Origin of the sequence: Streptomyces albireticuli (assembly GCF_021228125.1) — a bacterium.
Taxonomy (GTDB): Bacteria; Actinomycetota; Actinomycetes; order Streptomycetales; family Streptomycetaceae; genus Streptomyces; species Streptomyces albireticuli.
The window spans coordinates 227,456-248,626 of the sequence record NZ_JAJQQS010000014.1 but is presented as its reverse complement, the minus strand read 5'-3'; the positions used below and the strand labels follow the sequence as shown (position 1 = coordinate 248,626).

Genomic DNA, 21,171 nt, shown 5'->3' with positions numbered 1-21,171 from the left:
ATCTACCTCCAAGGCGGCACCACCGAACACACCCACGGCATCACCTCCACCCTCCTCTCCACCCTCGCCGTCCGCTCCGGCCACATCCGCGACTCCCTCCTCCTACGCCGCGCCGAACAGGACGTACCGGTTGGCGAGCTGGCGGCCGTACCGCTCGGCTGACGCCGCTTCCGGCCGTCACCGCACCGCGGCCCTCCCGGGAATCGCCCGGGAGGGCCGCGGTGTGCTTCCGGTCGGAAGCGCGTGGAACGACGTCGTCGCCCGGAAGCCGCGGGCACCCACCCTGACCGGCAACGGTGGGTGGGTGCCCGCGACTTCCGGGCGACGAGGGGTGTCACCAAACACGGAGGTCCGGTCGCGGACGGGTCGCCCCGGCACCGGCGGTGGGCTGCGCGGTCAGGGAGCGGGCGAAGACGCGTGAGCCGCGCCCCGGGTCCAGGGACACGGCCCAGGCCCGGGGCGCCCGCCCGGCGTCCGTCTCCCGGAAGCCGCTGCGGACGAACGCCTCGCCGCCGCCGGTCGTCGCCGCGAACACCTCGCCGACCGACCGCGCGGCGGCCTCCCGCAGCAGCGCGGCCAGCAGCCGCGACCCCACTCCGCGCCGCTGACGGCCGGAGCGCACACAGAAGTTGTGGAGCACCGCGGGCACGCCGACCGGCGCCCGCGCGTCCCCCGGGTACGCGCGCAGGGCCACGCAGCCCTCCAGGACCCCTTCGCCGTCCTCGGCCACGAGGAACTCCCGGGCCGTCGTCGCATACGTCTCGGGCGTCCGCCACAGGAGCGCGCCGGAGCGCATGAACGGCTCCGACAACGCGTACAGCCCGGCCGCGTCGGCGGCGTGGGCCACCCGCACGGAGGGGGGCGCGAGGGTCCGCTCGCTGGTGGGGGATACGGCAGTTCGGCAGTGCGCCGCGGCCACGGTGGTCCTTTCCTCACTCCGGGCGCGCGGGGAAGCCGCTCGCGCCCGGGGGCGTCCCGGGGCGGCACCGGGTGGAGCCGGGTGGTGGTGCCCTGACTCGGGCGAACGGGGTGGGGTGCGGGGGAGCGCTCCTCAGCAGGGGCCGCCCGGATAGTCGTCCGTCTCGGGCGCGCCCGCGTCGCGCATCCTGCGCAGCACCCCGCGCAGGGTCGGCCCGTCGTCGATGAACTCCGGGCAGTTCGTCATGGTGTCGAAGACCATGGTTCCGTCGGTGGCGTGCCAGATGACCCACCGGTCCGAGGGGGTCGACCACAGGTGCGCGTACCGCCGCACCCGGTCGTCGTGCGTGCTCATGCGCGGCCTTTCCGTTCTCCCGCGCGCCGGGCCGGACCCGGCCGGGCGCACGGGAGGTGCTGCCGAACGGGCCGGCCCGCACCCCGCCGGGGCGGAGTGCGGGCCGGTGTCCGTGCTCAGGGGCGGTCGGTGAGGTAGCCGCCCATCGTGGTGAAGTAGTCGGCCGCGGACAGCTCCCGGCCGTCCTCGGTGCGGACCCGCTCGACGGCCAGGCCGTGGTTGCGGCCGGTCCGGGCGTCGGCGCCCGCGACGATCACCACCGCGTCGTCCTCCCGGTAGAAGATCCGGCCGGGCGTACCGCCGTAGCGGCCTTCGGAGACCCTCGCGGCCAGGATCTCCAGGCGCTTGCCGCGGTGGTGGGTGAAGGCGGCCGGGTACGGCGCCGACTGGGCCCGTACCAGACGGTCCAGGACCTCCGCGGGCCAGCTCCAGTCGATCCGGATGTCCTCGGTGGAGCGCTTGTGGAAGAAACTGGCCTTGCTGCGGTCCTGCTTGACCCAGTCGGTGCGCCCGGAGGCGATGAGGTCCAGGCCGTCCACGGTGATGGGCCCGAAGAGTTCCAGCGTCTTGCGGAACAGGTCGGTCGTGGTGTCCCTCGGACCCACCGGCACCGCGCGCTGGAGCACGATGTCACCCGCGTCGAGGACCTCGTCCATCATGTGCGCGGTGACGCCCACCTCCTTCTCGCCGTTGATGAGGGCCCAGATCAGCGGTGAGAAGCCGGCGTAGGCCGGAAGCAGCGAGTCGTGCACGTTGAGCGTGCCGTGCCGCGGCAGGTTGAAGATGCGCTCCGGGATCCAGGTGCGCCAGTTGGTCGCGACGATGACGTCCGGGTCGGCTTCCTTCAGCCGGGCGAACAGCTCCTCGTCGTCGGGGCGGTTGCGGATCAGGACGGGCACGCCGTGCTGCTCGGCGAGGTCGGCGACGGAGTCGTCCCAGATCTTCTCGTAGGCGTGCTCGCTCTTGGGGTGCGTCACGACCAGGGCCACTTCGTGCTCGGAGTCGAGGAGCGCCTGAAGGGTGCGATGCCCCCAGGTCTGATAGCCGAACATGACGACCCGCATGGGGTTCCTCCTTGGAGCGGTGGCTTGATCGCTCGCAAGTAAAGCAAGCCTTGCCTAACCTCGCAACGACGGGGATCTCTCACCGAGATGACCGCCGACCCCCGTCGACAGGGGCTCCTGACTTAGGTTAGGTTTGCCTAAGTTATCTCGTGTCGTCGTCCTCGCACGCCTCCCGGGAACCCCTGCGGATCCCCTCGATCCGCTGCGCGCCCCTGCCCGGCCGCGGTGTCCTCGACCGGTCCGCCCGACCGCCCTTGAACGTGAAAGGGACCCCTGTGTCCAACGGTTCTCCTCCCCTGCCGAAGAAGCTCCTCGGCAAGCTGCCCTCCGTGGCCGTGGCCCTCGCCGCCGCACTCGCCCTGACCGCCTGCGGCGGCGGTTCCGACAAGGAGGAGGACTCCGCCGCCAAGGAGGGCTCCTCCGGCGGCGCCTTCCCCGTCACCGTCGAGCACAAGTACGGCAGCACGGAGATCAAGAAGGCGCCGAAGAGGGTCGTCACCCTCGGGCTGTCCGACCAGGACGCGGTGCTGGCGCTCGGCGTCAAGCCCGTCGGCTCGGTCGACTGGTTCAAGGAGAAGCCGTACGGCAAGTGGCCGTGGACCAAGGACCTGTGGGGCTCGCGGACGCCGACGGTCGTGGGCGAACGTGACGAGTACAACATGGAGAAGATCGCCGGCCTCAAGCCGGACCTGGTCGTCGCCCAGTACTCGGGCATGAAGAAGGAGCAGTACGAGACGCTCAAGAAGATGGGCGTCCCGGTGGTCGCCCAGCCGAAGGGCCACGCCGACTACATGGCGCCCTGGCAGGTGTCGACCCGTCAGATCGGCAAGGCCCTGGGCAAGGAGGGCGAGGCCGAGAAGAAGATCGCGGACATCAGCGCGCGCTTCAAGGCCGTCCGCGAGAAGCACCCGGAGTTCGCGAAGCAGACCCTCACGGTGGCCGACAGCTTCGAGGCCGGCAAGTACTCGGCGTTCACCAAGGGCGACCCCAAGGCGATCTTCTTCTCCGAGCTCGGCTTCAAGCTCAAGCCCGAGATCGACAAGCTGGCCAAGCCCGGCTGGAACGTCGCCGAACTGAGCGCCGAGAAGCTGGACGTGCTCGACGCCGACCGGCTCGTCTGGGTCACCTCCAGCACCCAGGCCAACGACCGCATCAAGGGCGAGCCCTTCTACAAGAAGCTGAAGGTCGCCGAGGAGAAGCGGGACCTGTTCGTCCCCTACGAGGGTCCCGACGTCGGCGCCGCGTTCTCCTTCAACACGGTGCTCTCCATCCCCTACGCCATCGACGAGATCGTGCCGCTGCTGACGGCCGCCAAGAACTGACGCTCCAGAGCAGACGCAAGACCAGGGAAAGGCAAGACGAACATGTGTGATGCCGAGTCCGCCCGGACGCAGGCGACCGGACTGCCACTGACCGGTGCGCAAACCGGTATCTGGCTGGCCCAGCAGATCGAGCCGGACAGCTCGGCGTACAACATCGCGTTCTACCTGGAACTGCGGGGCGCTGTCGACCTCGACCGCCTGACCGCCGCCGTGCGGCGGGCGGTCGAGGAGGCCGGGCCCCTGCACATCCGTGCCGAGGCGGGGCCGGACGGCCCGCGCCAGTACCCCACCCGCCTCCCCGTCGAGGTGCGCCACGTCGACCTGCGCGCCGAGCCGGACCCCGAGGCCGCCGCCGACGCGTGGGCCGAAGCCGAGCGCGACCGGCCCGCGGACCTCGCCCGCGGCCCGCTGTTCGCCCAGGCCCTGCTCCGGCTGGCCGACGACCACGTCCGCTGGTACCAGCGGTACCACCACCTCGCCGTCGACGCGGCCGGCGTCGTCCACCTGACCCGCCGGGCCGGCGCGCTCTACCCCCCCGGCGCGGACGCGGAAGCGCCCGCCTGGGAGCTCACCCGGCTCGTCGACGCCGACCGCGCCTACCGCGCCTCCGGGCGGTTCGGAGCCGACCGCGACCACTGGACGGACCGGCTCGCCGACCGCCCGGAGCCCGTCCGCCTCGTCCCGCGCGGACAGGCACCCATGACACGCCGGGTCCGGCGCACCACCGAGCTGTCACCCGCCCTCACCACCCGCCTGCGCGAGGCCGCCGCCGGACTCGGCGTCCGCACCTCCCGCCTGCTGGTCGCGGCCGTCGCCGCCTACCTGCACCGGGCCACCGGCGAACGGGACCTCATCCTCGGCCTGCCGGTCACCGCCCGCGCCGACGACGGCACCCGGGACCTCCCCGGCATGCTCTCCAACGTCCTCCCCCTGCGCGTCACGGTCCGCCCGGAGATGACCACCGCCGCACTCGTGGACGCGGTCCGCCACGAGATCGCCGAGACCCTCGCGCACGGCCGCTACCGCGCCGAGGAACTGGCCAGGGACCTGGGCCTGACCGACGGCGTCGCCGAACTCGTCGGACCCACCGTCAACATCCTCCCCGCCGCCGGGGACTTCCGCTTCGGCGACCACGAGACCGCCTTCCACCCCGTCTGGCTCGGCCCGGTCAGCGACCTCGCCGTCACCGTCACCGCCCCCGAGGACGGGAACATACGCGTCGGCCTCGACGCCGACGCGGACGTCTGCGGACAGCGCGAACTGGACGACCACGAAACCCGGTTCCTGCGCGTCCTCACCGCCATGGCGGACGCCGACCGCCCCCTCGGCCGCATCGAGCTGACGGACGAGGCCGAGCGGACCCTGCTGTTGACGGAGTTCGGCACCGACCCCCGCGAGGCCCCCGAGCTCACCTGGCCCGCCGCCTTCGAACGGCAGGCCCGCAGCACCCCGGACGCCGTCGCCCTCGTCTGCGAGGACCGCGAACTCACCTACGCCGAACTCGACGCGGCGTCGGGCCGGCTGGCCCGCCTGCTCACCGCGCGCGGCGTGCTCCCCGAGGACGTCGTCGCCGTCGCCCTGCCCCGCTCGCCCGAGCTGGTGACCGCCCTCCTCGCGGTCATGAAGGCGGGCGCGGCCTATCTGCCGCTCGACGCCGACCACCCCCGCGAGCGGATCGCGTACATGCTCGCCGACGCCGGGGCCCGGACCGTCCTCACCACCCGCGAACTGGCCGGCGAGCTGCCGGACGGCCTCGGCGGCACCCCCGGCGGCACCCGCCTGCTGCTCGACGACCCGGCCGTCACCGCCGAACTGGCCGCCTTCGACGCCCCGGCCACCGCCGTGCCGGTCTCCCTCGACCAGGCCGCCTACGTCATCTACACCTCCGGCTCCACCGGCCGCCCCAAGGGCGTCGTCGTCACCCACGACGGCATCGGCAGCCTGATCACCACGGCCACCGACCGGCTCGGCATCGACTCCGGGAGCCGCGTCGTGCAGTTCGCCTCGGCGGGCTTCGACGTGACGGTCTGGGACCTGGTCATGTCCCTGTGCGTCGGCGGCCGCGTCATCGTCGTCCCCGCCGAGCGCCGCGTCGCCGGACCCGCCCTCACGGACTACATCGCCGCCCACCGGGCCACCCACATGATCCTGCCGCCGTCCCTGGTGTCGGCCCTGCCGCAGGACTGCGACCTCCCCGACGGCTCCGTCCTCGTCGTCGGCACCGAGGCCGTGCCCGGGGAGCTGATCGCCCGCTGGTCCGGCCGGCTGCGCGTCGTCGTCGCCTACGGACTGACCGAAGCGACCGTCAACTCCACGCTGTGGTCCGCCGAAGCTGACCGCCCCGGCCCCGTGCCCATCGGCCGGCCCGACCCCAACACCCGCTGCTACGTCCTCGACCAGGCCCTCCGCCCGGCGGGCACCGGAGTCGAGGGCGAGCTCTACGTCGCCGGGCGCGGCCTGGCCCGCGGCTACCTCGGCCGGCCCGGCCTGACCGCCGGACGGTTCGTCGCCGACCCCTTCGGCGCCCCGGGCGAGCGGATGTACCGCACCGGCGACCGCGTCCGCTGGGGCGCGGACGGCAACCTGGAGTTCCTCGGCCGCGCCGACGGCCAGCTCAAGATCCGCGGCCACCGCATCGAACCCGGCGAGATCGAGAGCGCCTTCATGGCCGCCCCGGGCATCGCCCAGGCCGCCGTCCTCGTCCGCCAGGACCACCGGGGCACCAAGCGCCTCGTCGCCTACCTGGTCGGCGACACCGGCGCGGACCCACGCGCCACGGACGCCGCCGTCGCCGCCGCACGCGCGGAGCTGGCAGGCACGCTGCCCGAGCACATGGTGCCCTCGGCCGTCGTGGTCCTGGACGGGCCGCTCCCGCTGACACCCAACGGAAAGCTCGACACCAGGGCCCTCCCCGACCCCGAGTGGACCGCCCTCGCCGGCGGCGCCGCGCCGACGACGCCGGCCGAGACCACGCTCGCCGGGCTGTTCGCCGACGTCCTCGGCCTGCCCTCGGCGGGTGTCCACGACAGCTTCTTCGCCCTCGGCGGCGACAGCATCGTCGCGATCCAGCTGGTCGAACGCGCCCGCGCCGCCGGCCTCGCGCTCACCCCCCGCGACGTCTTCCGCCACCGCACGGTCGCCGCGCTCGCCGCGGCCGCCGGCACCGACGCCGGTACGGACCGCCCGGCCACCACCGCCGTCGAGCTGGACGACACGGCCCTGCCGGTCTCCCCGCTCCAGGAAGGCTTCTTCTTCCACGCCCGCTTCGACGAGCACGCCACCGACCTCTACCTGGTGCAGGAACTCCTCGACCTCGCGGGCCCCGTCGACGCGGACCGGCTCCGCCGCGCCCTCCAGCACCTCCTCGACCGGCACCCCCTGCTGCGCGCCGGCTTCCGCCAGCTCCCGGACGGCCAGGTCGTCCAGCGGGTGGCCGAGGCCGTCACCCTGCCGTGGCGCGAGGCCGAGGCCACCGGCGCCGCCCTGGACGCGCTGCTCCGGAACGACCGCGCCGAGCGCTTCGACCTCACGACCCCGCCGCTCCTGCGGGCCACCCTGGTCCGCGACGGCGCGCGCCACCGGCTCCTCCTCACCCTGCACCACATCGTCGCCGACGGCTGGTCGGTCTCCGTCCTGCTGCGCGAACTCCTCGCCGCCTACCGGGGGGAGGAGCTCCCCGCCCCCTTCGACCCGCGCGCCCACCTGGCCTGGCTGGCCGGCCGCGACCGCGAGGCCGCCCGGAACGCCTGGGGCCTGGCCCTCGCCGACCTGCCGGGCCCGACCCGGCTCACCGCACCGGACGCCGACGGGAAGGACGCGCGACCGGAAGCGCGCCCGGAACACCTCGACACCAGCGTCCCCGAGCCGCTCACCGCGCGCCTGACCGCACTCGCCCGCGCCCACGGCCTCACCCTGAGCACCGTCGTCCACGGCGCCTGGGGCCTCCTCCTGGGCGGGCTCACCGGCGGCGCGGACGTCGTCTTCGGCAGCACCGTCTCCGGGCGCGCCACCGAGGTCGACGGGCTGGCCTCCGCCGTCGGCCTGTTCATCAACACGGTGCCCACCCGGATGCGGGTACGGCCGGACGACTCGCTCACCGAGGCGCTGCGGCGCCTCCAGGACGAGCACGCCGGGCTGCTGGAGCACCACCACCTCGGCCTCGCCGACATCCAGCGCACCGCCGGCGGCGGGGACCTCTTCGACACCCTCGTGGTGTTCGAGAACTACCCCGACCCGCGACGGCCCGACGCGGGGGACGACGCCCTGGACATCACCGGCGTCGAGGTCCACGACGCCGTGCACTACCCGCTCGCTCTCGTCGTCCGGCCGGGCGACCGCCTCGACCTGCGGTGGAAGCACGACGCCGCCCGGCTCGACGGGCCCGCCGTGCGCGTGCTCGCCGACCGCTTCCTCGCCCTGCTGGAGACCCTCGTCTCCGAGCCCGGCCTGCCCGTCGCCCGGCTCGACCTGCTGACCCCGTCCGAGCACGAGCGCCTCGCCGAGCTCGACGCGACCGCCCGCACCGTGCCCGACACCACGCTCGCCGCCGCGTTCGCCGCCCAGGTGGCGCGCACCCCCGAGGCCACCGCCGTGGTCTACGAGGGCGAGCGGCTGTCGTACGCGGAGCTCGACCGGCGCGCCGAGGACCTGGCCCGCCGGCTGCGGGCCCGCGGCGTGGCACCGGAGCGGCGCGTCGCCGTCGCCGTGCCGCGCTCGGCCGAGCTGATGGTCGCGCTCCTCGGCGTCCTCAAGGCGGGCGCCGCCTATCTGCCCGTGGACCTGGACTACCCGGCCGACCGGGTGGCGTTCATGCTCGCCGACTCCGGCGCCCGCGTCGTCGTCACGACCGAGGCCGCGGCCGGCCGGCTGCCCGGCGGCGCCGAGGGCCCGGAGCTCCTCGTCCTCGACCACACCGAGGAGGTCCCCGACTCACCCGTCGAGCACGCCCGTCCCGACCACCCCGCCTATCTCATCTACACCTCCGGTTCCACCGGCCGCCCCAAGGGCGTCGTCGTCACCCACCGGGCGATCGTCAACCGCCTCGCCTGGATGCAGGGCAGCTACGGTCTGACGGCCGACGACCGGGTCCTCCAGAAGACCCCGTCGAGCTTCGACGTGTCGGTGTGGGAGTTCTTCTGGCCGCTCCTCGAAGGAGCCGCCGTCGTCCTCGCCCGCCCCGACGGCCACCGCGACCCCGACTACCTCGCCGGGCTCATCCACGCCGAACGCGTCACCACCCTGCACTTCGTGCCCTCGATGCTGGCCGCGTTCGTCCAGGCCATGGAGGCCGGCACGGCCCCCGACGGCTGGCCGGCGAGCCTGCGCCGGGCCTTCGCCAGCGGCGAGGCGCTCACCGGCGCCACCGCCCGCCGCTGGTGGGACCTCACCTCCCGCGCCGGGCACGGGCCCGTACCCCTGCACAACCTCTACGGGCCCACCGAGGCCGCCGTCGACGTCACCTGGTTCCCTTACACAGGCGCCGGTGACCGCGACGTCCCCATCGGCCGCCCGGTGTGGAACACCCGGCTGTACGTCCTGGACCCCTTCCTGCGCCCCGTCCCCGACGGCGTGCCCGGCGAACTCCACCTCGCCGGCGTCCAGCTGGCCCGCGGCTACCACGACCGGCCCGGCCTGACCGCGGCCCGGTTCGTCGCCGACCCGTTCGGCGCCCCGGGCGAGCGCATGTACCGCACCGGCGACCTCGTACGCCGCCGCCCCGACGGGAACATCGAGTACCTCGGCCGCACCGACCGCCAGGTGAAGATCCGCGGCAACCGCGTCGAGCTGGGCGAGATCGAGGAGGCCCTGTCCCGGCAGCCCGGCGTCGCCCACGCGGCCGTCACCGTCCGCGACGGCGCGCTCGTCGGCTACGCCGTGCCCGACCCCGGCGCCACCCTGGACACCGGCGCGCTGTACACGGCACTCGCCGCCGAATTGCCCGCGACCATGGTGCCCGGCGCCCTCGTCCCCCTGGCCGCGCTGCCGCTGACCCCCAGCGGCAAACTCGACCGGAACGCCCTGCCCGCACCCGCCGCGGCCGTCGCGGGAAGCGGCCGCGAACCGCGCGACGCCCGCGAACGCGCCCTGTGCGAGATCTTCTCCGACGTCCTCGGACTGCCCGCGACCGGCGTCGACGACGACTTCTTCGTCCTGGGCGGGGACAGCCTCACCTCCATCACCGTCGCCACCCGCGCCCGACAGCAGGGAATCGCCATCAGCCCCCGGGACGTCTTCGTCCGCCGCACGCCCGCCGCGCTCGCCTCCGCCTCGGCCCCCGCCTCGGCCCCCGCCTCGGCCCCCGCGCCCGATCCCGCCCCCGAGGCCGGTGTGACCGTCGCCGCCGCGGACGCCGGACAGGCCGCCGCCGCGCTCCAGGCCGTCCTGGCCCAGCAGTCCGGGGTCCCCGTCGACCCCGCCCTGCGCGCGCTCCTGGACCAGCTGGTCGCCGCCTCCGCGACACCGGAGGAGACCGCCCCCGAACCCCCGTCCACCGGCCTCGTCCTCTCCCCGGAGGAGACCGGCCGCGTCGAGGCCGCCGCCGGACGGCCCCTCGCCGACGTCTGGCCGCTCTCCCCCCTCCAGGAGGGCATGTACTTCGAGGCCACCTACGACGTGGGGACGCTCGACGTCTACCTCTCCCAGGAGGCCCTCGACCTCGACCACCGCGTCGACGCCGACCGCCTCCGCGCCGCCTGCCGGACCCTGCTGGCCCGCAACGCCGGCCTCCGCGCCGGATTCACCAGCGACGGCCTGCCCCGCCCCGTGCAGTTCATCGTGGACGGCGCCGAGATCCCGCTGACGGAGACCGACCTCTCCGCGCTGTCCGGGGAGGAGCTGGACACCCGCGTCGGGGAGCTGCTCGCCGCCGACCGCCGGGAGCGCTTCGACCTCGCGACGCCGCCGTTGTGCCGGCTGCTGCTCATCCGCCTCCCCGACGGCAAGGACCGCCTCGTCGTCACCCACCACCTCATCGTGTGGGACGGCTGGTCCGCGTGGCTGTTCCTGGAGGAGCTGTTCACGCTCTACGAACGGTCCGGCGACGACACCGGTCTGCCGCCGGGCGGCTCCTACCGCGACTACCTGGCCTGGCTCGACCGTCAGGACACCCCCACCGCCATGGGGGAGTGGGGCCGGGCACTCGCCGGCTTCGACGAACCCACCCTGCTCGCGCCCGCCGGGCGCGACGGCGGCCCGGTCATCCCGGTGGACTTCGACGCCCACCTCCCCCGGGAGACCGGCGACCGGCTGCGGGCCGCCGCCCGACGGCACGGGCTCACCCTCAACACCGTCCTCAACGCCGCGTGGGGCCTGGTGCTGTCCGCCATGACCGGCCGCCCCGACGTCGCCTTCGGCACCGCCGTCGCCGGCCGCCCCGTCGAGGTCCCCGGCGTCGAGGGCATCATCGGCATGTTCCTCAACACCGTCCCCGTCCGGATCGCCCTCGACCCGGCCGAGCCCCTTCCCGGCCTCCTGCGCCGGATGCAGTCCGAGCGCGCGGCCGTCATGCCCTACGAGTACGTGGGCCTCGGCGCGCTCCAGCGGGAGGCCGGCCACCGCCGCCTGTTCGACACCCTGTTCGTGCTCCGCTCGGCCGACGGCGAGGACCGCGCCGCCGCCCTCCGCGAACGGCACGGCATCACCGGCGTCTCCAACGTCGACGGCACGCACTTCCCGCTCACCCTCATCGTCACCCCCGGCGCCCGGCTGCGGGTGACCCTCGCCGCCCGGCCCGACCTGTTCGACGCCGAGGCCGCGACCACGGTCCTCACCCGCTTCACCACCGTCCTGGAGAGGCTGGCCGACCACCTCGACGCCACCTCCGCCGCACCCGTCGCCACCAGCGGCATCGACCTGCTGCTCCCCGGCGAGCGGGCCGCCCTCCTCGCCGGGCGGGACGACACCCGGCAGCCGGTACCGGACGACACCGTCGCCGACCTCCTCGCCGCCCAGGCGGCCCGCACCCCGGACGAGGTGGCGCTGGTCTTCGGCGACCGCGCCCTGACCTACGCCGAACTGGACACGGAGATCAACCGCCTGGCACGGCTGCTGCTCGCCCGCGGCGCCGGCCCGGAGACGGCCGTCGCCCTGGCGCTGCCCCGCTCCGTCGAGACCGTCGTGGCACTCTTCGCCGTGCTCCGCACCGGCGCCGCCTACCTGCCGCTCGACCTCGACCACCCCGCCGACCGGCTGCGGATGACGGTCGAGGACACCGGGCCCCTGTGCCTGCTGACCACGGCGGCGGTCGCCCCGACCCTGCGCGGCGAGGCGGGCCCCCTGGCACCGGAGGTCCTCCTGGACGCCCCGGACGTCGCCGCCGAACTCGCCGCCCTCCCCGGCGGAGAGGTCACCGACGCCGAACGGCCCGCCTTCGCGCGCGGCCTGCCGGACCGGCTGGAGCACCCCGCCTACATCATCTACACCTCCGGTTCCACCGGCCGCCCGAAGGGCGTCGTCACGCCCTACCGCGGCCTGACGAACATGCAGATCAACCACCAGAAGGAGGTCTTCGGACCGGCCATCGCCGCGGCCGGCGGACGCCGCCTGCGCATCGCCCACACCGTCTCCTTCGCCTTCGACATGTCCTGGGAGGAGCTGCTCTGGCTCGTCGAGGGACACGAGGTGCACATCTGCGACGAGGAACTGCGCCGCGACGCCGAGGCCCTCGTGGCCTACTGCGACCGGCACCGCGTCGACGTCGTCAACGTCACCCCCACCTACGCCCAGCTGCTCATCGAGGAAGGCCTGCTGGAGCACTCCGAGGAGCCCGAGGGCGGCCGCCACCGGCCCGCGCTCGTCCTCCTCGGCGGCGAGGCCGTGCCCGACACCGTCTGGACCCGGCTCCGCGACACCGAGGGCACCTACGGCTACAACCTCTACGGCCCCACCGAGTACACGATCAACACCCTCGGCGGCTCCACCACGGACAGCCCCGCGCCGACCGTCGGCAGGCCCATCCGCAACACCCGGGCCCACGTCCTCGACACCATGCTGCGCCCCGTACCGCCGGGCTGCCCCGGCGAGCTGTACATCGCCGGCACCGGCCTCGCCCGCGGCTACCACGACCGGCCCGGCCTGACCGCCGCCCGCTTCGTCGCCGACCCGTTCGGCGCCCCGGGCGAGCGGATGTACCGCACCGGCGACCTCGTACGGCAGCGCCCCGACGGCCTCCTGGACTTCCTCGGCCGCACCGACGACCAGGTCAAGATCCGCGGGTACCGGATCGAGCTGGGCGAGATCTCCACGGCCCTGGCCACCCACCCCGAGGTCGCGCACGCCGCCGTCGTGGTGACGGACGCGGGCGGCACCAAGCGCCTCGCGGGCTATGTGGTGCCGGAGGCCGCCGACGCCGGTGACCTCACCGGGCGGCTGCGCGCCCACCTCAAGGCCACGCTGCCCGACTACATGGTGCCCGCGGCGCTCGTCACCGTCCCGACCCTGCCGCTGACCGTCAACGGCAAGCTCGACGTCAAGGCCCTCCCGGCGCCGGAGCACACCGGATCCGGCACCGGCCGGCCGCCGGCCTCGCCGGAGGAGGAGACGCTCTGCGCGCTCTTCGCCGAGGTGCTCGGACTGCCGGAGCCCGTCGGGACCGACAGCGACTTCTTCGAACTGGGCGGCCACTCCCTGCTGGCCACCCGTCTGATCAGCCGGGCCCGCACCGCGCTGGACGCGGAGCTGTCCATCCGCGACCTCTTCGAGGCGCCGACCGTGGCCGAGCTGGTGCGCCGCGCGAGCGGCCCCGACGCGGCGGGCGCCCGGCCCGCGCTCGTCGCCGCCGAGCGGCCGGCGGAGCTGCCGCTGTCCCACGCCCAGCGCCGCCTGTGGGTCGTCCAGCAGATGGAGGGCACCTCGGCCGCGTACCACTTCCCACTGGTCATGCGGCTGCGCGGCGCGTTCGACCTGCCCGCCTGGCGGGCGGCGCTCAGCGATGTGACGGCACGTCACGAGGCCCTGCGGACCCTGTTCGCGGACCACGACGGCCAGGCCCTCCAGCGGGTCCTGCCGCCCGAGGAGGCCCACCCGGTCGTGGAGCACGTACGCGCGGCCCACGAGGACGAGGCGGCCCGTATCGTCGCCGACGCCGTCGCCCGGCCGTTCGACCTCACCGCCGAACTGCCGTTGCGGGCCACCGTCGTCGAGCTCGGCCCGGACGACCACATCGCCGTGATCCTGCTGCACCACATCACCACCGACGAGTGGTCGGACCGCCCGTTCCTGCGCGACCTCGCCACCGCCTACGCGGCCCGCAAGGACGGCGCGGCACCCGCCTGGGAGCCGCTGCCCGTCCAGTACGCCGACTACGCCCTGTGGCAGGATCGGCTGCTCGGCGACCCGGCCGCACCCGGCAGCCTGGCCGCCCGGCAGCTGGAGTTCTGGCGGACCGCGCTGGACGGCGCCCCCGAGGAACTGGAGCTGCCGACCGACCGGCCGCGCCCCTCGCGGCCGAGCTTCGCCGGCGCCGACCACGCCGTCACCTTCGACGACGCCTCCTACCGGGGCCTGCGCAGGCTGGCCCGGGAGAGCGGCGCCAGCATGTTCATGGTCGCGCACGCGGCCGTCGCGGCCCTGCTCCACCGCATGGGCGCGGGCACGGACATCCCGCTGGGCTCGCCCATCGCCGGGCGCACCGACGAAGCACTCGACGACCTCGTCGGCTTCTTCGTCAACACCCTCGTCCTGCGCGCCGACCTCAGCGGCGACCCCACCTTCACCGCCCTGCTGGCCCGGGTGCGGGACACCGACCTCGCCGCGTTCTCCCACGCGGACGTGCCCTTCGAGGCCGTCGTCGAGAAGCTCAACCCCACCCGCTCCCTCGCCCGCAACCCGCTCTTCCAGGTGATGGTCGGCTACCACAACCGGGTGGCCGGAGCACTGGAACTGCCCGGCCTGGCCATGGAGTACGTGCCCGTCGAGGCCCGTACCGCCAAGTTCGACCTGGTCTTCAGCTTCACCGAGGAGACCGCCGCGGACGGCGAGGGCGGCACGCTCGGCTGCCGGCTGGAGTACGCGACCGACCTGTACGACCGGGCCACCGTGGAACGCCTCGCCGACCGGCTGCGGCTCCTCGTCGCCGCCGTCGCCGACGCCCCCGGCCTGCCCGTGTCCCAGGTGGACGTCCTCACCGCCGACGAGCGGCGACGGGTGCTCGACGACTTCAACGCCACCACCCGCGAGGTCACCGAGGCCACCCTCCCGGCCCTGTTCGCCGCCCAGGTCACCGACCGCCCCGACGCCGTGGCCGTCGTCGAGCGCTCCCGCTCGGTGAGCTACGCCGGCCTCGACGCGCGGGCCGACCGCATCGCCCGGCTGCTGGCCGCGCGCGGCATCGGCGCCGAGAGCGTCGTCGGCGTGGCCGTCCCCCGGTCCGTCGACATGGTGGCGACCGTCCTCGCCGTGCTCCGGCTCGGCGCCGCGTTCCTGCCGCTCGACCTCGTCCACCCCGCCGACCGGCTCAGCTACATGGTGGAGGACTCCGGCGCCGCGCTCGTCGTGGGCACCGAGACGGTCGCCGGGAAGATCCCCGACGTGGCCGGCGTCCCCGTACTGCTGCTGGACGCCCCGGACACGGCCGCCGCGCTCGACGGCCCGCCCGGAGCCCCGGTGGAGCCCGCGCCGGTGAGCCTCGACGGAGCCGCCTACGTCATCTACACCTCCGGATCGACGGGCCGCCCCAAGGGCGTCGTCGTCCCGCACGAGGGCATCTCCAGCCTCGTCGCGACCGCCGTGGACCGGATGGGCCTGGAACGCGACAGCAGGGTCCTCCAGTTCGCCTCCATCGGCTTCGACGTCGCCGTCTTCGAACTCGCCATGGCCCTGTGCCACGGCGGCCGGCTCGTCCTCGTCCCCGACGAGGCCCGCGTCGCGGGAGCCGCCCTGACCGACTTCCTCACCGACCAGCGGATCACCCACATGATCCTGCCCCCGTCGCTGGTGTCGGCCCTGCCGCCGGAGTGCCGCCTCCCCGAGGGCTCGACGATCCTCGTCGGCACCGAGACCGTACCGCCGGACCTCTTCGAGCGCTGGGGCGACACGGTCGACCTCATCGCCGCCTACGGCCTGACCGAGGCGACCGTCAACTCCACGCTGTGGCCCGCCCGCCGGGCCGGCGGCCCGGCCGGGAACCGGGTGCCCATCGGCGCCCCCGACCCCAACACGCGCTGCTACGTACTCGACGCCACCCTGCGCCCGGTACCGCCCGGCGTGGTCGGCGAGCTGTACGTGGCCGGCCGCGGCCTCGCCCGGGGCTATCTCGGCAGGCCCGCGCTGACCTCGGAGCGCTTCGTCGCCGACCCGTTCGGCGCGCCCGGCGCCCGGATGTACCGCACCGGGGACCGCGCCCGCTGGCGGGAGGACGGCAACCTCGACTTCTTCGGCCGGGTCGACACCCAGGTCAAGGTCCGGGGCTTCCGGATCGAGCTCGGCGAGATCGAGGCCGCCCTGGCCGCCCACCCGGCGGTCGCCCAGGCCGCGGTGGTGCCGGACCGCAAGGGCGACATCGTCCGCCTGGTCGGCTACGCCGTCCCGGAGGACGGGGACCTCGACCCGCGCGCCCTGCGCGCGCACGTCGCCGGCATGCTGCCCGAGTACATGGTGCCCACCCTCGTGATACCCCTCGACGGGCCGCTGCCGCTGACCCCCAACGGCAAGCTCGACCGCCGGGCCCTGCCCGCGCCGGACTGGACGGAGCTGACCGGCGACAGCCGCCCGGCGACCCCCACCCAGGCCCGGCTGGCGGACCTCTTCGCCGAGGTCCTGGAGCTCGACGACGTCGGCGTGCACGACAACTTCTTCGCGCTGGGCGGCCACTCGATGGCCTCGATGCGCCTGCTCGGCCGGATCCGCTCGGTGTTCGGCACCGACCTGAGCATCCGGGACGTCTTCGACGGGCTCACGGTCGCGGGCCTCGCGGCCAAGCTGGACGAGGCCGGGGCGGGTGCGGGCAGGCCCAGGCTGCGGGCGCGCGAGGGCGGGGCCGCCGGGGCCACCGGAGCCGTCGGGGCCGACGGTGCCGCGCCGCCGCTCGCCCCCGCCCAGCGGTGGCGCTGGACCGCGTACCGCCGCCACGCGGGCTTCGACCACGCGCTCGTCCTCCGGTCGCCCGGCGGCGGCCTGGACGCGACCGCGCTCGACACCGCGCTCGCCGACGTCGTGGAGCGGCACGAGCCGCTGCGCACGGCCTTCACCGAGCGGGACGGCACGGTGTTCCAGAGCCCGCCCGCGCCGACCGCCCTGGAACGGGAGCGGTGCGAGGACCTGGAGGCCCGCCTCGCCGAACTCGCGGCCGGGACCGCGGACCTGGAGCGACGGGCACCCCTGGGCGTCCGGCTGCTCACCGCGCCGGACGGTGCCCAGGCGGTGCTGCTGACCATGCACTACCTGGCCGTCGACGAATGGTCCGTCGTCCCCCTGCTCCGCGACCTCGCCACGGCGTACGCGGCCCGCACGGCCGGCCGGGCCCCCGAGTGGGCGCCCCTGCCCGTCGGCTACGCGGACTACACGCGCTGGGCACACGAGGTGCTGGGCGACCCGGCCGACCCGGAGAGCACCGGGGCGCGGCAGCTCGCGTACTGGCGGCGGACCCTGAGCGGTATGCCGGAGGAGCTGGCGCTGCCGGGCGGACGCGGGGAGCGCGTCCCTGACGGTTCCGGTGGCGATGTCGTCGACTTCGTCCTGGACGAGGAACTGCACACCCGCGTGGACGAGCTCGCGCGCCGGACCGGCACGAGCATGTTCATGGTCCTGCACTCGGCACTGGCCGCGCTGCTCACCGCCCATGGCGCGGGCACCGACCTGCCGATCGGCACGATGGTCGCCGGCCGCACCGACGAGCTCCTGACCGACCTGGTCGGCTGCTTCTCGAACACGGTCGTCCTGCGCACCGACACCACGGGCGACCCGTCCTTCACCGAACTGCTCACCCGGGTGAGGGAGACCACGCTCGGCGCCCTGGACCGCCAGGACGTCCCCTTCGACGACGTCGCCCACGCGACGGGCCTCGCCCCGGCGGGCCCGCAGATCATGGTCATCCACCACGAACAGGCCCGGCTGGCCGAACTGGAAGGCGGCCTGGGCTCCCTGGACGCGGTCCCGACGGGCTCGACGGCCGCGGACCTGACGCTGAGCTTCTACGAGCCGCGGGGGGACGGGCCGGTGCACTGCGGTCTGATCTTCGCGACGGACGTCTTCGACCGGGAGACGGCGGAGCGGCTGGCGGGGGAGCTGCGGGGGCTGCTGGAGACGGTGGTGACCGACCCGGAGCGGGGGCTGTCGGAGCTGCGTGTGAGGTGACGCGGGTGGTGTGAGCCCGGAAGTCAGGGCCTCGCCGGTGGGGCGGAGGGTTTTCCTCCCCACCGGCGGGGCCCTTGGGCTCTCCGGGCGCTGTGGACCGACTGCCGACGTCGGACGAGACCGCGGACGAGCCGGTTGCCGGCGTGCGGTCTCACAGCCGCCGGACGCGCAGCACTCCGGTCAGCATCGGGAGGGTGAACTCGCCGTGGGCGGTCTCGGGTCTGCTCGCGAGGAAGGCACGGATCCGGTCCAGCGTGGTTTCCCGTTCCCGTCGCGGCATGACCAGCACTCCCGCGCGCGTCGCGAGGGTCGCGACGAGGGAGTCGGCGGTGCGGCGTTGGCCGTGCGGGAACCCGGCCTGCTCCGGCGCACCGAACCGGGTGGCCGTGCCGTCCTTCGGAAGGTGCGTGTACGCCGTCTCGGCGCGCCAGCTCGCGGACGTGTCCCGCGGGCCGACGGCCGCGCTCCCGCTGACCCGCGCGAGCCGGGCGACCCACTCGGCCCGGTCGTCCATGACGTTCCACAGACCGGCCAGGACGCCGCCGGGCGCGAGGACCCTGGCGATCTCGGGTCCCGCGACGGCCATGTCGAACCAGTGCATGGCGTTGCCGGCCAGCACGGCATCGACGGACGCGTCCGGCAGCGGAATCGCCTCGGCACCACCCGGCAGGGCGCGGACGGCCGGCAGTGAGCGGCGCAGTTCGGTCAGCATCGCCGGGTCGGGCTCGACCGCGACGACTTCGGCGCCGAGGGCGACCAGCGCGGCGGTCAGCTTGCCGGTTCCGGCGCCGAGGTCGAGCACGCGCGGGCCGGGCGCGGGCCGGAGCGCCCAGCGCACCGCGGCCCGCGCGTAGTCCGGACGGTGCTCGGCGTACGCGACCGCCGCCGCGCCGAACGACGAGGCGTGGAGCCGGTGTTCATCCTGGTCCATGCGCCGACGCTAGCGGTGCCGGACGGATTCCACACCCCCTCTCGTTCCCCTCAGCCGTCCTCCGGTTCGGCGACCACCTTCACCTGTCTCACCTCGGGATCGACCGCGTCGGGGACGACCATGCCCGCCTCCACACCGGAGCGCAGATAGCGCAGGACGCCGTCGGTGAGGCGTTCGCCGGGCAGGGCGGCCGGGATGCCGGGAGGGTAGGGCGTGAGCATCTCGGCGGCGACGCGCCCGGCGGCCTTCTCGCAGGGGACCTGCTCGGTGTGGCCGAAGAACGCGTCCCGGGGCAGCTCCGCCTGCTCCAGGCGGAGCGCCGCGGGACCGGGGACGTCGACGGCGGAGGCCGGCCGCAGCGCTTCCGCGTGGTCCGCCAGGTCGCGCAGGGCGTCGAGGAGGACGCCGGTGGTCTCCTCGTCGTCGGCGTGGGTCAGCTGGGCGCTGATCCGCCGGTGGTCGCAGAGGTGCAGGTTGATGCGGTGGTGTTCGCGGAGCCAGTCGCCCGCGCGGTAGCCGGTGGTGCCGAGCGCGGAGATGTCGACGATCACCTGGAGGGTGTCCAGGTCGGCCGCGCGGCCGGGCCCGCAGAAGTCGGCCCGGCCGTGGACGCGCATCCCGTCGATCGCGTCGACGCGGGCGCGCACGGCCTCGGCCCGGGCGAGCGCGTCGTCGTAGAGCGCGCGCCCGTGTTCGACCATCTGGCGGCGCCAGCCGTCGAGGGCGGCGTAGACGAGGACGGAGGGGCTGGTGGTGCCGAGCAGGTCGGCGCACGCCTTGAGGGCCTTGTCGTCGACACGGTCGCCCTGGAGGTGGAAGACGGAGCCCTGCTCGAGCCCGGACCCCATCTTGTGCACGGAGGTGACGCACACGTCCGCACCGGCGTCCATGGCCCACGTCGGGAGATCCGGGTGGAAGGGGAGGTGCGCGCCCCACGCCTCGTCGACGATCAGGGGCTTGCCGCGGCGGTGGCAGACCTCGGCGAGTCCGGCGAGGTCCGCGCAGGTGCCGTACGGGGTGGGGCTGGTGACGAGGGCGCCCTCGGCGTCGGGGTGGCGCTCGAAGGCCTCGTCGAAGGCGGCGCGGGAGGGCGGGTGGGCCAGGTGCAGACCGGTGTCCCACTGCGGGTCGACCCAGACGGGCCGTACGCCGGAGAGGATGAGCCCCGAGACCACCGACTTGTGGACGTCCCTGCCGATCAGCAGCTTCTGGTGCGGCCGGGCCACCGCCAGCATGGCCGCCTTGACGGACAGGGAGCTGCCGCAGGTGGAGAAGAAGGTGTGCTCGGCCCCGACGGCGTCGGCCATCAGCTCCTGGGCCCGTTCGAGCACGTGGTGCGAGGACGTACGGTCGTCGAGCCCGCTGATGGCCAGGACGTCGTGGGCGAACACCGCGTCCCCCAGGACTGCCCGCACCCGCGGGTCCGCGCCGCGCCCCTGTTTGTGGCCCGGTGGGGTGAAGGGGGTCTGGCCTGTCTCGCGGTAGGCGGCGAGTGCCTCCAGTACCGGCGCACATGAGTGGTCCATAAGGTCTCCGCTCCCCGTGGAACGCTCGCTCCTTGCCGGGATCCCCGTGCGGGTGACCTGTTTGCCGCAAGGGAAACGCGTCCGACCGGGTGTCCGGGCGTGCCGGCGCCATGACCGGGGCGCTGTGGAAGAGGGAGGTCTCGGCGCGCGCATCCGGGGCACTCGTCGAGCGGCCCGGTTTTCCTTCTACGTTCCCGAGGAGACGGCATGTCCCAGATCGAACAGTCCATCGAGGTCGAGGTGCCCATCAGCACGGCCTACAACCAGTGGACGCAGTTCGAGGAGTTCCCCCGCTTCATGAAAGGCGTCGAGCGCGTCGAGCAGCGCACGCCGACCCTCACCCACTGGGTGACGAACGTCGACGGTGTCATCCGTGAGTTCGACGCGGAGATCAGCGAGCAGATTCCCGACGAGCGCGTCGCGTGGACCACAGTGGGTGGCGAGGTCCGGCAGGCCGGGGTCGTCACCTTCCACCGTCTGGATGTCTCCCGCACGAAGGTCATGCTCCAGTTCGACCATGCGCCGGAGGGGTTCGTGGACACGGTGGGTGATGTGCTGGGGTTTGTGCGGCGGCAGGCGAAGGGGGATCTGGAGCGGTTCAAGTCGTACATCGAGGCGCGGGGGTTCGAGACGGGGCGGTGGCGGGGGGCGGTGCTGTAGCTCCGGCGGGTCGCGGCCACGGCGGGGCCCTGCGGGCGGCTTGTTCCCCGGCCCCGCCCCTTCCCGCTGCATCCGATGTGCGGCTCCGCCGCGTGGCGGGGCTCCG

The 21,171-nt window shown here is 74.4% G+C and carries 8 protein-coding genes; 3 read left to right on the top strand and 5 right to left on the bottom strand.

Annotated elements, in window-relative coordinates; genetic code table 11:
• Nucleotides 1–334: 334 nt before the first annotated feature.
• From LUZ64_RS24855 to LUZ64_RS24845, 3 genes are all read right to left on the bottom strand, one after another.
• Complete coding sequence (locus LUZ64_RS24855) at nucleotides 335–919, bottom strand: GNAT family N-acetyltransferase (RefSeq protein ID WP_232398768.1); 585 nt, start codon at nucleotides 917–919, stop codon at nucleotides 335–337.
• Between the two features lie 132 nt (nucleotides 920–1,051).
• Nucleotides 1,052–1,273, bottom strand: coding sequence for a hypothetical protein (locus LUZ64_RS24850; protein ID WP_087929633.1), 222 nt, complete (start codon nucleotides 1,271–1,273; stop codon nucleotides 1,052–1,054).
• A gap of 116 nt (nucleotides 1,274–1,389) precedes the next feature.
• Nucleotides 1,390–2,337 carry a methionyl-tRNA formyltransferase gene (locus tag LUZ64_RS24845; protein WP_095584122.1) on the bottom strand — a complete coding sequence of 316 codons (948 nt, stop codon included), beginning with the start codon at nucleotides 2,335–2,337 and terminating at the stop codon, nucleotides 1,390–1,392.
• A 275-nt stretch (nucleotides 2,338–2,612) separates the two neighbouring features.
• Here LUZ64_RS24845 and LUZ64_RS24840 point away from each other — a divergent pair, with 275 nt between their 5' ends.
• Both LUZ64_RS24840 and LUZ64_RS24835 read left to right on the top strand, forming a co-directional pair.
• Entirely contained in the window at nucleotides 2,613–3,659 is a 1,047-nt protein-coding gene (locus LUZ64_RS24840) for an iron-siderophore ABC transporter substrate-binding protein (protein WP_232398767.1), read from the top strand.
• 42 nt (nucleotides 3,660–3,701) lie between these two features.
• On the top strand, nucleotides 3,702–17,948 hold the full coding sequence (locus tag LUZ64_RS24835; protein ID WP_232398765.1) for a non-ribosomal peptide synthetase: 14,247 nt from the start codon (nucleotides 3,702–3,704) through the stop codon (nucleotides 17,946–17,948).
• 151 nt (nucleotides 17,949–18,099) lie between these two features.
• Here LUZ64_RS24835 and LUZ64_RS24830 read toward each other — a convergent pair whose 3' ends face one another.
• Together LUZ64_RS24830 and LUZ64_RS24825 are read right to left on the bottom strand one after the other, a co-directional pair.
• Complete coding sequence (locus tag LUZ64_RS24830) at nucleotides 18,100–18,879, bottom strand: class I SAM-dependent methyltransferase (RefSeq protein WP_095580169.1); 780 nt, start codon at nucleotides 18,877–18,879, stop codon at nucleotides 18,100–18,102.
• A 50-nt stretch (nucleotides 18,880–18,929) separates the two neighbouring features.
• Nucleotides 18,930–20,405, bottom strand: coding sequence for an aminotransferase class I/II-fold pyridoxal phosphate-dependent enzyme (locus LUZ64_RS24825; RefSeq protein WP_095580171.1), 1,476 nt, complete (start codon nucleotides 20,403–20,405; stop codon nucleotides 18,930–18,932).
• A gap of 207 nt (nucleotides 20,406–20,612) precedes the next feature.
• Between LUZ64_RS24825 and LUZ64_RS24820 the strand changes: the two genes are divergently transcribed.
• Nucleotides 20,613–21,065: an SRPBCC family protein gene (locus LUZ64_RS24820; protein WP_095580173.1), complete on the top strand. Its 453-nt coding sequence runs from the start codon at nucleotides 20,613–20,615 to the stop codon at nucleotides 21,063–21,065.
• The last annotated feature ends 106 nt before the right edge of the window (nucleotides 21,066–21,171 follow it).

What these genes read in the sequence shown, in the direction of transcription:
- LUZ64_RS24850 (WP_087929633.1), bottom strand. Translation starts at nt 1,273, where the DNA reads ATGAGCACGCACGACGACCGGGTGCGGCGGTACGCGCACCTGTGGTCG.
- LUZ64_RS24845 (WP_095584122.1), bottom strand. Translation starts at nt 2,337, where the DNA reads ATGCGGGTCGTCATGTTCGGCTATCAGACCTGGGGGCATCGCACCCTT.
- LUZ64_RS24835 (WP_232398765.1), top strand. Translation starts at nt 3,702, where the DNA reads ATGTGTGATGCCGAGTCCGCCCGGACGCAGGCGACCGGACTGCCACTG.
- LUZ64_RS24830 (WP_095580169.1), bottom strand. Translation starts at nt 18,879, where the DNA reads ATGGACCAGGATGAACACCGGCTCCACGCCTCGTCGTTCGGCGCGGCG.
- LUZ64_RS24825 (WP_095580171.1), bottom strand. Translation starts at nt 20,405, where the DNA reads ATGGACCACTCATGTGCGCCGGTACTGGAGGCACTCGCCGCCTACCGC.
- LUZ64_RS24820 (WP_095580173.1), top strand. Translation starts at nt 20,613, where the DNA reads ATGTCCCAGATCGAACAGTCCATCGAGGTCGAGGTGCCCATCAGCACG.